This is a genomic window from Enterococcus sp. DIV1937, from assembly GCF_050535975.1.
GTDB classification, from domain to species: domain Bacteria; phylum Bacillota; class Bacilli; order Lactobacillales; family Enterococcaceae; genus Enterococcus; species Enterococcus faecalis.
The window spans coordinates 1,925,253-1,939,238 of the sequence record NZ_CP172909.1 but is presented as its reverse complement, the minus strand read 5'-3'; the positions used below and the strand labels follow the sequence as shown (position 1 = coordinate 1,939,238).

Sequence of the window (13,986 nt, the reverse complement as noted above, 5' to 3'; positions counted from 1 at the left end):
AATTTAATTGCGTAGGAAATGGTGTATCAGGAGGGGTGTTTATGCAACAAAATATTGTCTTATCTATCCAAGATCGTCTACAACAATTACCAAAATCAGAACGAAAAATCGCAGAATATATTTTAAAAAATACAGAAACAGTTATTTCAATGAATGCGCAAGAGCTAGCGAAACAAGCAGGATCAAGTCCAGCGGCAATTATTCGCTTTTGTCATTCTATGGATGTGAATGGCTTCACAGAGTTGAAACTTTTATTATCTGCAAATCTTGGTCAAATGAAGCAGCAAATGTACACTGAAGTTACTAAAGGGGAATCAACAGCTGATATTAAACAAAAGTTACAGGCGCGCTTTGTTCATGTGGTTGAGCGAAGCGGTCAGACATTAGAGGATGTCGCAGTGAATGAAGCTGTTGATTTGTTGGAAAAAACAGAAGTAATTTTTGTCTATGGATTAGGTGCCTCTTCGTTGGTTGCTCAAGATATTTATCAAAAGTTTACGCGATTAGGCCGAACGGTATTTACAACATTGGATCATCATTTATTTGCTTCTATGTTAGGCTCAACAGAAAAGCCTAGTGTTTTTATTGTTATTTCTAATTCTGGAACGAATAAAGAAGCAAGTACTTTAGCTGATTTAGCGAAGCAGCAAGGGATTCCTATTATTAGTATCACACAAGATGAAAAATCAGTGATTGGTGAAAAAAGTGATATCGTCCTCCAAACCTCTAGTGGGGAAGACGTGCCATTGAGAAGTGCGGCTACTGTTTCCTTGGTGGCACAATTGTATGTAGTCGATGTTTTATTTTTTGCTTATGCAGCAAAAAACTATAAGGAAACCTTAGAAAAAATTCAAATCTCAAGAAAAAATGTAGAACGTTTAAAAGAATAAATAAAAAGAGAAGGTTATCTGTCAAAATGACAGATAACCTTCTCTTTTTTTACTATCAACGGCGCTTTTCAGCGATCTTTTTTCCCTTTTCAATATAAGAAATATCATTAATTCCTTGAATGGTAAATGTTCCTTTTTCGTAAGTTAAGGTCGTCACGCTACCATTCTCCAGCGCCATCTGCATAGGCAAACTTGCATCAATTAAGGAAAGTAAAAAGGAAATTGTTAGTCCATGGGAAACCACCATGACTTTGCCGCCACCATTTTTTTCTCGATGATGAGCGATATCTTCGAAACCAGACCAAACACGATCACGGATAACTTCATAAGGCTCCGCCCAGTCAGCCGTATCGGCTTCAATAATAGCATTTGCTAGCTCACGATAGGTAATCTTTGTGGTCATCATGTCCTCATAACTTTTAAAAGCTAAAATGCGTGGCACCACACCCCAAAGTTCACCATCATAGCCACCATCTAAAGAACCAAAACACCACTCACGAATCCGTTTATCGGTTAGGTAAGGAATCTTTTGGTGGTTTTGATGTTCTTGTAAAATAATCTGAGCGGTTTGCATGGCACGACCACTATCACTACTATAGGCTTCCTTAAAGTCTATGTCCCTAAGACCTAAGCCTAAATGATAAATGCCTTCTTCTCCTTGTTTGGTTAAGGGGGTATCTGACCAGCCTTGGGTACGGCCAATCGTATTAAACATCGTTTTTCCGTGACGAATAATATAAAGTGTCGTTGCTTCAGTCATTGCTACTCCTCCTAAGTTTCTTTAAATAGTGAATAAATCTCTAATTAAAAAATGGGTTTGTGGCTTTTTCATGTTGAATGGTCGTGGCATCACCATGGCCTGGATAAACAGGAAATTCTTCTGGTAAAGTGAATAGATAGGTCGTAATGCTGTGTAATAATTGTTGCATATCACCAGTGTGTAAATCGGTACGACCAATACTACCTTTAAACAATGCATCCCCAACAACAACAAAATCATCAAAGACAAAGCTGACGCTACCAATTGAATGACCAGGTGTTGGGACTACGGAAAATTTCATGCCGCCAATTTCATAATCGGTTAGTTTAAATTCATGTTCGGCGGGTTGAACAATAATATTTGCTATATCATCATGTCTGCCTAATCCTGAAAGATTCAAAATAGGATTGGAAAGCCACGCTTGTTCTAATGGACTAACATAAACAGGGATTTGATAATGATGGCGCAATTCTTCTACCGCACCAATATGATCATAGTGAGTATGTGTTAATAAAATAGCGGCTGGTTTCTTCCCTAAACGGGTAATTTCTTGAATTAGTTTTGCTCCTTCTGCACCTGGATCAATAATTAATAACGCTTCTTCATTATAAACAAGATAACAGTTTTCTTGAATAACACCTGTTCTAATTTGTTCGATCTGTATCATCTCAGGACCTCCTAAAGTTCTAACGATTCTCTTCAAGTATACCGAAGAATCTTAAGAATAGAAAGTTTTCTTGTTTATCCAAAGAAAAAATAAATCATTCTTAGAATGTTCGGTTTTTGCTTGTTTTAACACGTATTTTTTTAAAAAAAATCACATTTTTATAGTTATTAAGCGAAAGTTTATGTATAATCTTCATGTGATAGTAAGGAGGAGTATTAAATGTTTCATTTTGTAATAAAAGGAACAGGTTTTTCTAGTAAAAATTTGCAAGAGATTAAAGTTTATGAAGAGACACTTTTTTGTATAGATGAGGCCGGAGTAATTCAGGAAATAATTGAACCAGATGCTGAAGCGTATGAAACTGTGCTAGCAGAACAAAAAGAGGCGCAACGTTTTCAAGAATTGCCCCAAGATTCTTATCTTTTACCCGGCTTTGTTGATTTACATGTCCATGCACCTCAATGGGCACAATCAGGGACCGCCTTGGATATTCCATTGTATGAATGGCTGAATACGTACACGTTTCCTTTGGAGTCCAAATTTGCAGATTTAACATTTGCCCAACAAGTCTATGATGAATTGGTAACCCAATTGTTAGCTAATGGGACAACAACAGCCCTTTATTTTGCAACCATTCATTATGAAGCTAGCCGTCGTTTGGCAGAGATTTGTGCGGAAAAAGGGCAGCGTGGCTTAATTGGTAAAGTTGTAATGGATGATCTTAATGAGAATCCAGAATACTATCGTGATCAAACAACGCAACAAGCATTAGAAGAAACGGAACGGTTTATTCAAGAAATTCAAACATTAGCGCAGCAAACAAAACAAGGCGTGTATCCCGTTGTAACTCCGCGTTTCATTCCTAGTTGTACAGAGGAAGCACTTAAAGGATTAGGAGAATTAGCAGCGAAATATCAAGTCCATGTTCAAAGTCATTGTAGTGAGAGTGATTGGGAACATCAATTTGTTCAAGAACGTTTTGGAAAAAATGATGCTCAAGCATTGAATGATTTTGGTTTATTGACAGAAAAAGCAGTGATGGCACATGCAGGCTTTTTAGAAGAAGCAGATATGAATTTATTCCATGAAACAGGGACGGCTGTGGCGCACTGCCCAATCTCTAATGCTTATTTTGGTAATGCAGTAACACCGATTGCAAAATTAGTACATCAACATCAAGTAGAAGTTGGTTTAGGCAGTGATCTTTCAGGTGGTTTTTCACCAAGTCTTTTTGACAATTTAAAGCAAGCGGTTATTTCTTCTAGAATGTTAGAAGATGGCGTCGATGCTACAAAAAAACCAGAAGTACGAGGTGTTAAAACAGCACGGATTACAGTAAATGAAGCGTTTTATTTAGCTACTGTTGGTGGTGGTCAAGCGCTAAGTTTGCCAATTGGAAAATTAGAAAAAGGGTATGCTTGGGATGTTCAAATTATTAATACAAGCTTGTCACAAGCACGAATCCCTAAAAATCCAGGGGAATCATTGCTTGATATTTTCCAAAAAATCTTATATTTAGCACGACCAGAAAATATTCGAGAAGTCTGGGTACAAGGTGAAAAAGTACATGATAAAAATTTAATGTCAGCAACTAAAGGAGTATAAAAAATGAGTGAAAAGAAACAAAATAATCTTCATTTAACAGTGGGGCCAGAAGATTCAGTATCTTTTGGGCAGGCCACTATGTTAGGGATTCAGCATGTCTTAGCAATGGACGTGTACGTCGTGCCTGTGATCATTGCTTCAATTATTGGGATTAGCACAGCACAAACGTCTTCTTTAATCCAAGCAACATTCATAGCAGCAGGACTTGCCACGATTATTCAATCTCATTTTTGTATGAGATTACCAGTTGCGCAAGGCCCTTCATTTATTCCAATCGGGGCAATTGCAGGAATTTATTTTGCCAACAACCAACAAGGAAATGGCTGGGGCGCAGTTTTAGGTGCTAGTTTAGTGGGGGCAATTGTTGTTATTATATTAGGATTTACTGGTATTTTTAATCGTTTAATCACTAAATTTGTTCCACCAATTGTGGGAGGAACAATTATTTTTGTGGTGGGGCTTTCGTTAATGCCAGTCGCTTTATCGGATAATATTTACCACGCAAAAGGGGAATTAGGACAAAATATTTTATTAGCATTTATAGCAGCGGGTACGTTGATCTTCTTTGCGCTCTTAGGTTCTGCTTTGAAAAAAGGGCGGATTTTCCGCGTTTCTTCTGTCATTTTGGCATTATTATTTGGGAGCATCGCGGCACAATTATTAGGGGTACTTGATTTATCAGCCGTTAGTGAAGCGGCTTGGTTTAGTTTGCCTCAGTTACCATTAGTTAACTTTTCTTTCCAATTTGATTGGTCAGCTATTGCCACGATGTTAGTTATTTATCTGGTTTTAATGGCGGAAACAACAGGCACTTGGTTTGCTGTGAGTCATGTTGTCGCTGAACCTTTGACCGAAGAAAAAATTAATCGCGGCGTAATTGGTGAAGGCTTAGGTTGCTTAGTTTCTTCATTTATTGGCGGCACGCCAGTAACTAGTTACTCTACAAATGCTGGGATTATTTCAATCACTGGAGTTGCTAGTCGCAAGGTTTTTGTGGCTGCAGGTGCGTGGTTTGTCTTATTTGGCTTATCTGGAAAACTTTCCACCTTGATTTCGGCCATTCCGGCACCAGTTATCGGCGGTGTTTTTGTGGTTGTTTGCGGCATCATTTCTGTAAGCGGAATGAAAGTCATGAGTGATGTAACAATTCATGAAAAAGAGATGTATGTAATTGCCGTTCCGATTATTATGACGTTAGCGTTGACATTGTTACCAAAAGAGTTTTTGGAAACTCTACCACAATTTTTACAATATTTATTTAGTTCACCCGTGGCAACTGCCTCAATTGTTGCTATTTTATTGCAGGCCATTTTACCAAACGTTCAAGAAGGGTAAAAAGATTAATTTTCGTTAAAACGCCTTTGACAAGTGGCGGTAAATAGTGTAAATTAACAATGGTGTTTGTAAACACGAACGTTAAATGACCGGATGTTCGGTTTTTACGTTATTTTTGTAAATAACTAGGAGGCAGTAAGTATGAAAGTTTTTGATTATGAAGATGTCCAATTAATTCCCAATAAATGTATCGTGAATAGTCGTTCTGAATGTGATACTACAGTAACTTTAGGAAAACATTCGTTTAAAATGCCTGTCGTTCCAGCGAACATGCAAACAATTATTGATGAAACGATTGCGGAAACCCTTGCTGAAAATGGTTATTTTTATATCATGCATCGGTTTGATGAAGAGGCGCGAGTGCCATTTATTAAAAAAATGCAACAAAAGGGCTTAATCACGTCAATTAGTGTGGGTGTGAAAGAAGGGGAATACGCTTTTGTTGAAACGTTAGCCCTAGAAGGTTTAGTTCCTGATTACGTGACAATTGATATTGCCCATGGTCATTCAAATGCGGTGATTAATATGATTCAACACTTAAAAAAATTTTTACCAGAAACGTTCGTTATTGCGGGCAATGTTGGAACGCCAGAAGCCGTTCGCGAATTAGAAAACGCTGGAGCCGATGCCACCAAAGTGGGGATTGGACCAGGAAAAGTATGTATTACTAAAATTAAGACTGGCTTTGGGACAGGTGGCTGGCAGTTAGCGGCTTTACGTTGGTGTGCCAAAGCTGCTCGGAAACCAATTATTGCAGATGGTGGAATTCGGACCCATGGAGACATTGCAAAATCTGTGCGTTTTGGGGCAACTATGGTCATGATTGGTTCATTATTTGCTGGACATGAAGAATCACCAGGTGAAACCAAAGTGGAAGATGGTGTTGTTTACAAAGAATACTTTGGTAGCGCCTCTGAATTCCAAAAAGGCGAAAAGAAAAACGTTGAAGGCAAAAAAATCTGGTTACGCCATAAAGGGAAGTTGGCAGATACTTTAGTCGAAATGCAACAAGATTTACAATCTTCCATTTCATACGCGGGAGGTCGTGATTTAGAAGCGATTCGTAAAGTTGATTATGTGATTGTAAAAAATTCTATTTTTAATGGTGATACCATTTAACATTCAACTATAGACTGAAAAGAAGACAGCACGTAGTGCAGAAATTAAAATGATTTCTGCATTACGTGCTTTTTTTACTTTACCTATCGTAGTAATCGTGTTAAGATAATTACAACGACAGACGTAGTACAATAGTTGAAGTACTTGAGGGAGGAATTTATGTGATTGGTAGTGATGCAATTCGAGGATACAACGATACCTTTATTCTCTCAATCTTACAATCCGGCGCTTCATATGGTTATGCGATTTCTAAACGCATTCGTGAAATTTCTAAAGAACAATATTCGATTAAAGAAACGACACTTTATTCTGCTTTTACACGTTTAGAGAAAAATGGCTACATTGAATCATTTCCAGGAGAAGTAACGCATGGCAAAAAGCGGACCTATTATCAAATAACCCATGCAGGAGAGCGTTATTTAGAGGAAAAGTTACTAGAATGGGAAGTAACAAAAGACGTCGTCGAAGCATTTGTAAAGGAGATGGGAAAATGAAAATTATAGAAGAATTTATTGATAGCTTATTTTCAGGCGTTGTTGAAACATCTGAAACAAAACAATTAAAGGCGGACTTATTAGCAAATGCTGAGGATCGTTATGAAGACTTGCTCAGCCAAGGAAAATCGGAAAATGAAGCAATTGGTACAATTATTTCTGAATTTGGTACTATTGATGAATTAATGGAAGAATTGAATTTAGAAAATAAACAAGTGGATGAAACAAACGATTCAATGAACGGTTTGCCAGAAATTTCAGTGGAGGAAGGACTTGACTATTTAGCTGTCCAACGTAAAGGTGCTATTCAAATTGGTCTTGGTGTTGTTGCAATCATGGTGGGTGTTGGCTTGCTGGTTGGTATGCGTGGTGTTCTTTCTAACGGTCTTGGTTTAGTTTGTCTTTTCATAGGTGTGGCAATCGGCGTTCCATTATTTATTGTTGCTGGTAATCGGTTTGTTGCAATGGACAAACAACTGGGGCAACGATTGATTCCGATTAAGTTAAAAAAAGAAGTTGCACAAAGAGAACAAAGTTTTCAACGATCATTTATTTTTTGTATGGCAGCGGGCGTCGTTTTTTGTATTTTGGGTTTAATCCCAGTTGTTGTCTTTAGTAGTGGCCTTCATCTGATGATGCGCCGTTCCATGCATCAAATGATGGGCGGACAATATTATAATGGAACGATGGGGATTAGTTGGCTCTTCTTTTTAGTATCGGTTGGCGTCTTCTTGTTTATATTTGGTGGAGTAATTAAAGGAAGTTTTAATAAATTGCTAAATGAAACTTATTTTTATTCAGAACATGTTGGTCATCCTGATTTTGCCCCTCAACAAACAAAAACAGAGGAAGGACCTGTGGGAAATCCTGTCGGTGCAATTATTGCATCCGTTTATTGGCCCTTAGTTGTTGCACTCTATCTATTTATTAGTTTTGTTTTAGGGGATTGGCGGTTTAGTTGGTTAATCTTTATGTTCGCAGGAATCTTTTATAACACCATCCAAGCATTTTTACACAAACATTGAGACAAACCTGTTAATAGTAAAACAGAAAAGTGGGACATTCGTCAAAACGGCTGTCCCACTTTTCTTGTATTTTTGATTGACAAAAGCATTGAACTGGATTACTTTTAACTCATCCAATTGTTGAGGTGATTGCTATGTGGCAACTTAAAAAAGAACAAAATGTTCCCATTTATCGCAGTATTATGGAAGTGATTGTTCAAAAGATTCAAACAGGCGAATTATTACCAGGCGAAAAAATCCCTTCAGAACGTAAACTGGCAGAGTACTTGTCTGTCAATCGTTCAACCGTTGTTCATGCATTAGACGAACTGGTGGACTTAGGCTGGATTGTGCGAAAAAGAGGGAGCGGAACGATTGTCAACGAAGGAAAATGGGGGGTAATGATGACGCCACGAACGGATTGGCATCGTTATTTAGAACAAAATGTGTTCAAACAAGTTCATCCCTTGGTGGCAGAGATTGAGTTACGTGCTAAACAAAATTTGCCGACTGACTTAGATATGTATACAGGTGAGTTGCCGTTAGACTTAATTCCCAGTTTCGATTTTCCAGCATTAAATTGGAAACAATTTTTAAAAGAGGAAGCACAAGATGAATTAGGTTATTTGCCGTTAAGAAAAGAAATCCAAGCCATTACAGCAACGGAATATCAGCTTCATTTACCAAGTGAAAGTTTATTGCTTACTTCAGGTGCGCAACAAGCACTTTTTTTAGTTTTACAAGTTTTATTGAGACAAGGAGATAGTGTTGCCGTAGAAGATCCATCTTTCTTCTATGCCTTACCAATTTTCCAAGCTGCTGGTGTGCGCTTATTTGGTGTGCCCATGACAGAGGAAGGGATTGATCTTGAAGCGCTAGAACAAACAATCCGACAACATCGCATCAAAATGGTTATGGTTAATCCTTCCTTTCAAAATCCGACTGGGACAGTGATGCCTTTAAGAAAAAGAGAACAGCTCGTGAAAGTTTGTCAAACGTATCAAGTTCCTATTTTAGAAGATGATGTTTTTGGGCAGCTAAGTTTTATCCCGAAAACAGAAATTCCTCCTTTAAAAAAATTAGATCCAGATAATGTCTTGTATATCGGTTCGTTGTCAAAAATTTTAGGTTCGACCACGAAAATTGGTTGGTTAAGTGCGCCCGCCTCCGTGACGAAACAAATTGCAGAAGCCAGAAAAATGATGGATGTTTCGTTGAGTATTTTTCCGCAGATGCTCGCTAAAATGGCGATTGAAGATCCTTCTTTTTCTGAAAAAATTACGTTATTAAATAAACAAGTGGAACAACGAGCAACAGCTGTATATCAAGTATTTAAATCGTTGCCAGAATGGGAAGTTTCGCCAGTAAAGGGCGGCTTTTATTTATGGGCACATTGGCGTCAAGGGGCACTTAAGCCAGAAGATTGGCAAGTGTTTTTACGAGAAGGTGTTTTGGTAGCACCAAGTGTCGCTTTTAGTGAAAAACGTGGAAGTATTCGCTTGAACTGTTCCCGAATTTCACCAGAAGAAATGCCTCTTTTTTGTGAGCGAATGGTACGGATTACACGACAGCTTTCTGAAAATAGACAAACAAAAATAGAACAGTAAGTAAGATTTTTCTTATAAAAATCATTTGCTGAGAGAAAACGCTACAACTTCCCTTTTCTAAACGAATATCCAATGCTATACTTAAAAAGTAAAAACAAAAAAACAAATGAGGTGTTTTCCATGTCTTGGGAACAAGTTTACCAACAATGGTTAAATGAAGAAAATATTCCAGAAAATTTAAAAAATGAATTAAAGGACTTAAATACAGACCCTGAAAAATGTGAAGATGCATTTTACGCACCATTAGAATTTGGGACTGCCGGGATGCGCGGGATTTTAGGCGCCGGTATTAATCGGATGAATATCTTTACGGTTCGTCAAGCAACAGAAGGACTTGCACGTTTTATGGATACGCAAGATCCTGAAACAAAACGTCGCGGTGTAGCTATTGCCTATGATTCACGTCATATGTCTCCAGAATTTGCAATGGAAGCAGCTAAAACATTAGCTAAACATGATATTCCTTCTTTTGTGTTTGAAAGCTTACGACCAACACCAGAATTATCTTTTGCGGTCCGTTACTTTAAAGCTTTTGCGGGAATCATGATTACGGCTTCTCACAATCCAGCTGCCTATAATGGTTACAAAGTCTATGGTGAAGACGGTGGTCAAATGCCGCCAGCTGATGCAGATGCATTAACTAAATATGTTCGTAGTATCGAAAATCCTTTGAAAATTGATGTCTTATCAGATGAAGAAGTTGCCCACAGCGGTTTAATTAACATTGTTGGTGAAGAAGTCGATAACGCGTATTTGAAAGAAATTAAAACAGTTACGATTAATCAAGAATTAATTAACGAAATGGGTAAAGAATTAAAATTAGTTTACACTCCCTTACATGGAACTGGGAAAATGTTAGGAGAAAAGGCATTAAAGCAAGCCGGTTTTGAAAAATTTGTTTTAGTACCTGAGCAAGCCGTTGCTGATCCTGACTTTACTACAGTTAAGTCACCAAACCCTGAAGAACATTCAGCTTTTGAATACGCGATTCGTTTAGGGGAAAAAGAAGGCGCTGATTTATTGATTGCAACAGATCCAGATGCTGATCGTTTAGGTGCTGCTGTGCGGATGCCAAACGGAGACTACCAAGTATTAACAGGAAATCAATTAGGTTCAATTATGATTCATTATATTTTAGAAGCCCATCAACAAGCAGGCACGTTGCCTCAAAATGCTTCGGTTCTAAAATCAATCGTTTCTAGTGAACTTGCTACAGCGATTGCTGAGAAATATAATACGAAGATGTTTAATGTTTTAACAGGTTTCAAATTTATTGCTGAAAAAATTCAACAATACGAAGAAGACCACAGTCAAACGTTTATGTTTGGTTTTGAAGAAAGTTATGGTTACTTAGTGAAACCTTTTGTTCGTGATAAAGATGCAATTCAAGCGTTAGTTTTATTAGCAGAAGTAGCGGCTTTCTATAAAAAACAAGGAAAAACATTATACGATGGCTTACAAGATATCTTTGAAGAATTTGGTTACTTTGAAGAAAAAACTATTTCCGTAACAATGAGCGGAATTGAAGGAAGCGGTAAAATCAAAGCTTTAATGGCAAAATGTCGTGAACAAGCGCCAACTGAGTTTGCCGGGATTCAAGTTGCTCAAACGGAAGATTTTAAAGAATTAACACGCACTTTTGCAGATGGTCAAACAGAACAATTACAAACGCCTCCTTCTGATGTGTTGAAATATCATTTAGAAGATGGCAGTTGGATTGCTATCCGACCATCAGGAACAGAACCAAAAATTAAATTCTATCTAGCAACAAAAGCAACAAGTAGTTCAGAAGCTTCTGAAAAAATTGCTGCGTTTGAAGCAGTCGTTAATGAATTAACAAAATAAAATAAACGAAACAGGCTGTACGGAAAAAAGTACGAATGTTAGTGTTTGTGTCAAAAGCTAATTGACTTTTGACACAAACACTTTATTTAACTAAGGAGGGAATGCTATGAAAATTGGCTTTATCGGTGCTGGCAGTATGGGCGGTGCCATGATTAAAGGGTTACTGAAAGCTGAGGCAGTCAAGAAGGAACATTTATATGTGAAAGGTGGCTCAAGTGGAACAGCAGAAGCACTTCAAAAAGAGTGGGGCTTTCAACTTGTCACAGATTATGCACTTTTCCAAGAATGTAAGGTTATTTTTATTGCGACAGGAGCAAAGGTCGTGTTACCTGTCCTTCAGGAATTAGCCCCTCATTTTTCCAACGAAAGTCTATTGATTTCTGTTGCAACAGGTCATACCATACAAGAAGCACAAATGGCTCTTGGCAATAAAGAAGCCAAAGTTGTTCATGCCATTCCTAATACACCAGTTAGCGTGAATCAAGGCGTGATTGGCGTAGCCTTGGCACCAACAATTGAAGGCCAAACGAAGGACCTGGTAATGGAACTTCTTGCTACTTTAGGGTTAGTCAAAGAAATTCGTGAAGCGCAACTGGAAACTTTTGGTACTGTGGCTGGTTGCAGTCCAGCTTTTGTTGATATCTTTATGGAAGCATTGGGAGATGCAGCAGTCTTAGAAGGGTTACCAAGGGACTTATCTTATGAAATTGTCGCTCAAATGATAAAAGGAACGGCGACCTTAGCCTTAGACACGAAAAAACACCCAGGAGCATTGAAAGATGAAGTGACTTCTCCAGGAGGAAGTACGATTCGCGGTGTCGTAGCTCTAGAAAAAAATGGCTTCCGTTATGCCGTGATGGATGCAGTTCAGCAAGCCAACCACGAATAGATGAAGAAAGTTGGAAAATCGACAAGTTTGTCATTTTTCCAACTTTCTTTGTGCCATATTTTTCGTAGGAAAGAACAATCGCAGTTCTTATTTTAAAAAACTCTGTGTTATAATGAGTGCAAAGTGAGGCGACTATAATGAAACAAATGGAAGAAATCAAACAAGTAAGTCAATTATATAAAGTATTAAGTGATCCAACACGTTTAAGAATTTTGCTACTTTTAAAAGAAGGCGAGCATAACGTAACGGCGATTAGTGAACAATTGGGAATGGAACAGTCCGCCGTTTCTCATCAACTAAAATTATTAAGAGATAGCCGGGTTGTCAAGGCACGTCGCGAAGGAAAAACGATTTTTTATACATTGGATGATCATCATGTAATAGATATTTTAAATCAGACCTTTGAGCATATTGAACATCGATAAAAAGTAGGAAAAAATAGCGTAACTAGAATAGCGCTGTTGATGGAGGTAAAAATGAAGGATACCTTAAAGATCGGGTTACTAGGATTAGGGACTGTAGGCACTGGCGTTTTAACTCTCTTGAAAGAACATCAAGAGAAAATTTCACAAGTGACAGGAATGAATGTAGTCATTGAAAAAGCATTTGTCCGAAATCTTGAAACGAAACAAGCGCAAGCGGAAGAATACGGTCTTTCTTTAACAACTTCAATTGATGATATTTTAGAAGATAAAGAGATTCAAATCGTTGTGGAATTAATGGGAACCATTGAACCAGCCAAAACGTATATCATGAAAGCTTTAGAAAAGGGTAAACATATTGTGACTGCTAATAAAGATTTACTGGCGCAACATGGGAGTGAATTAGTAGCGTTAGCCCAAAAACATCATTGTGATTTATATTATGAAGCAAGTGTTGCTGGCGGGATTCCAATTTTAAGAACAATTGCTAATAGCTTAGCGGCAGACAATATTCAACAAGTTTTAGGGATTGTGAACGGTACGACGAATTATATGCTTACGCAAATGGTTTCTGCTGATAAAAGTTATGAAGAAGCTTTAGCAGAAGCGCAAGCGTTGGGCTTTGCTGAAGCGGATCCGACAAATGATGTCGATGGAATTGACGCAGCCTATAAAATGGTTATTTTAAGTCAATTTGCTTTTGGGATGAATGTTTCATTACCACAAGTTGATATTCGTGGAATTCGCGGATTGTCTTTAGATGATGTCGCCATGGCTAAACAACTGGGGTATGAAATCAAATTGATTGGCTCTGCTGAACAAAATGAGAATAGTATCTCGGTGGAAGTGGCGCCTATGCTAGTCAATCAAAAGCATCCTATTGCATCTGTTCGGAATGAGTACAATGCAGTATTTATAAAAAGTGCAGGCGTGGGGGAATCAATGTATTACGGTCCAGGAGCTGGCGCTAAACCGACAGCAACCAGTGTGGTCAGTGATTTAATTACGATTGCTAAAAACATTCGCTTGGCAACGACTGGCCATATGTTCAATTCGTATCAACATAAAACCCAATTGACGAGTTCCGAAAATGTATTTGGGCAGTACTATTTTTCATTAGATGTTCCAGATACACCAGGACAATTTTTGCAGTTGACGCAATTAATGACTAAAGCAGAAGTCAGCTTTGATCAATTAGTTCAACAGAAATCAGATGGACAGCGAGCAAGAATTGTTGCCATTACACACCAGATATCAAAAGCACAAATGCAACAAGTTGTGATAGCTATTCAAAATACGGAAGCCTTTCAGTTATTGAATGTAATGAAGGTTATAGGAGATGAGTAAAC

13 protein-coding genes are annotated in these 13,986 nt (G+C 37.9%); 11 read left to right on the top strand and 2 right to left on the bottom strand.

What is annotated here, in order from left to right:
• The first annotated feature begins 41 nt into the window (after positions 1-41).
• Positions 42-890 carry a MurR/RpiR family transcriptional regulator gene (locus IGL13_RS09250; protein ID WP_002382748.1) on the top strand — a complete coding sequence of 283 codons (849 nt, stop codon included), beginning with the start codon at positions 42-44 and terminating at the stop codon, positions 888-890.
• Between the two features lie 55 nt (positions 891-945).
• On the opposite strand, the gene IGL13_RS09245 is transcribed toward IGL13_RS09250, so the two are convergent.
• Positions 946-1,650 (bottom strand): histidine phosphatase family protein, encoded by a 705-nt coding sequence (locus IGL13_RS09245; protein WP_002364444.1) that lies wholly within the window; start codon positions 1,648-1,650, stop codon positions 946-948.
• A 40-nt stretch (positions 1,651-1,690) separates the two neighbouring features.
• Positions 1,691-2,317 (bottom strand): MBL fold metallo-hydrolase, encoded by a 627-nt coding sequence (locus IGL13_RS09240; protein WP_002356716.1) that lies wholly within the window; start codon positions 2,315-2,317, stop codon positions 1,691-1,693.
• Positions 2,318-2,536: 219 nt separating this feature from the next.
• Here IGL13_RS09240 and guaD point away from each other — a divergent pair, with 219 nt between their 5' ends.
• The 10 genes from guaD to IGL13_RS09190 all read left to right on the top strand — a co-directional run bounded on the left by guaD (position 2,537) and on the right by IGL13_RS09190 (position 13,984).
• The gene (gene guaD, locus IGL13_RS09235; RefSeq protein WP_002378547.1) at positions 2,537-3,922 is read left to right on the top strand and encodes a guanine deaminase; all 1,386 of its coding nucleotides are present in this window, start codon (positions 2,537-2,539) and stop codon (positions 3,920-3,922) included.
• A 3-nt stretch (positions 3,923-3,925) separates the two neighbouring features.
• Positions 3,926-5,257, top strand: coding sequence for a nucleobase:cation symporter-2 family protein (locus IGL13_RS09230; protein WP_002359736.1), 1,332 nt, complete (start codon positions 3,926-3,928; stop codon positions 5,255-5,257).
• Positions 5,258-5,398: 141 nt separating this feature from the next.
• Positions 5,399-6,376: a GMP reductase gene (guaC, locus tag IGL13_RS09225; protein ID WP_002378546.1), complete on the top strand. Its 978-nt coding sequence runs from the start codon at positions 5,399-5,401 to the stop codon at positions 6,374-6,376.
• A 161-nt stretch (positions 6,377-6,537) separates the two neighbouring features.
• Complete coding sequence (locus tag IGL13_RS09220) at positions 6,538-6,870, top strand: PadR family transcriptional regulator (RefSeq protein ID WP_002356722.1); 333 nt, start codon at positions 6,538-6,540, stop codon at positions 6,868-6,870.
• Entirely contained in the window at positions 6,867-7,895 is a 1,029-nt protein-coding gene (locus IGL13_RS09215; protein ID WP_002356724.1) for a permease prefix domain 1-containing protein, read from the top strand. Before IGL13_RS09220 ends, IGL13_RS09215 begins: the two co-directional genes overlap by 4 nt.
• A gap of 134 nt (positions 7,896-8,029) precedes the next feature.
• Positions 8,030-9,481 carry a PLP-dependent aminotransferase family protein gene (locus tag IGL13_RS09210; RefSeq protein ID WP_002356726.1) on the top strand — a complete coding sequence of 484 codons (1,452 nt, stop codon included), beginning with the start codon at positions 8,030-8,032 and terminating at the stop codon, positions 9,479-9,481.
• Positions 9,482-9,601: 120 nt separating this feature from the next.
• Positions 9,602-11,326 carry a phospho-sugar mutase gene (locus tag IGL13_RS09205; RefSeq protein WP_002364440.1) on the top strand — a complete coding sequence of 575 codons (1,725 nt, stop codon included), beginning with the start codon at positions 9,602-9,604 and terminating at the stop codon, positions 11,324-11,326.
• A gap of 106 nt (positions 11,327-11,432) precedes the next feature.
• Positions 11,433-12,215: a pyrroline-5-carboxylate reductase gene (gene proC / locus IGL13_RS09200; RefSeq protein ID WP_002362189.1), complete on the top strand. Its 783-nt coding sequence runs from the start codon at positions 11,433-11,435 to the stop codon at positions 12,213-12,215.
• Between the two features lie 116 nt (positions 12,216-12,331).
• Positions 12,332-12,640: an ArsR/SmtB family transcription factor gene (locus IGL13_RS09195; protein WP_002356730.1), complete on the top strand. Its 309-nt coding sequence runs from the start codon at positions 12,332-12,334 to the stop codon at positions 12,638-12,640.
• Positions 12,641-12,691: 51 nt separating this feature from the next.
• Complete coding sequence (locus tag IGL13_RS09190; protein ID WP_002359742.1) at positions 12,692-13,984, top strand: homoserine dehydrogenase; 1,293 nt, start codon at positions 12,692-12,694, stop codon at positions 13,982-13,984.
• Positions 13,985-13,986: the final 2 nt, after the last annotated feature.

Excerpts from the sequence above, each read along its gene's own strand:
- IGL13_RS09250 (WP_002382748.1), top strand. The coding sequence starts at position 42 with ATGCAACAAAATATTGTCTTATCTATCCAAGATCGTCTACAACAATTA.
- IGL13_RS09245 (WP_002364444.1), bottom strand. The coding sequence starts at position 1,650 with ATGACTGAAGCAACGACACTTTATATTATTCGTCACGGAAAAACGATG.
- IGL13_RS09240 (WP_002356716.1), bottom strand. The coding sequence starts at position 2,317 with ATGATACAGATCGAACAAATTAGAACAGGTGTTATTCAAGAAAACTGT.
- guaD (WP_002378547.1), top strand. The coding sequence starts at position 2,537 with ATGTTTCATTTTGTAATAAAAGGAACAGGTTTTTCTAGTAAAAATTTG.
- IGL13_RS09230 (WP_002359736.1), top strand. The coding sequence starts at position 3,926 with ATGAGTGAAAAGAAACAAAATAATCTTCATTTAACAGTGGGGCCAGAA.
- guaC (WP_002378546.1), top strand. The coding sequence starts at position 5,399 with ATGAAAGTTTTTGATTATGAAGATGTCCAATTAATTCCCAATAAATGT.
- IGL13_RS09215 (WP_002356724.1), top strand. The coding sequence starts at position 6,867 with ATGAAAATTATAGAAGAATTTATTGATAGCTTATTTTCAGGCGTTGTT.
- IGL13_RS09210 (WP_002356726.1), top strand. The coding sequence starts at position 8,030 with ATGTGGCAACTTAAAAAAGAACAAAATGTTCCCATTTATCGCAGTATT.
- IGL13_RS09205 (WP_002364440.1), top strand. The coding sequence starts at position 9,602 with ATGTCTTGGGAACAAGTTTACCAACAATGGTTAAATGAAGAAAATATT.
- proC (WP_002362189.1), top strand. The coding sequence starts at position 11,433 with ATGAAAATTGGCTTTATCGGTGCTGGCAGTATGGGCGGTGCCATGATT.
- IGL13_RS09190 (WP_002359742.1), top strand. The coding sequence starts at position 12,692 with ATGAAGGATACCTTAAAGATCGGGTTACTAGGATTAGGGACTGTAGGC.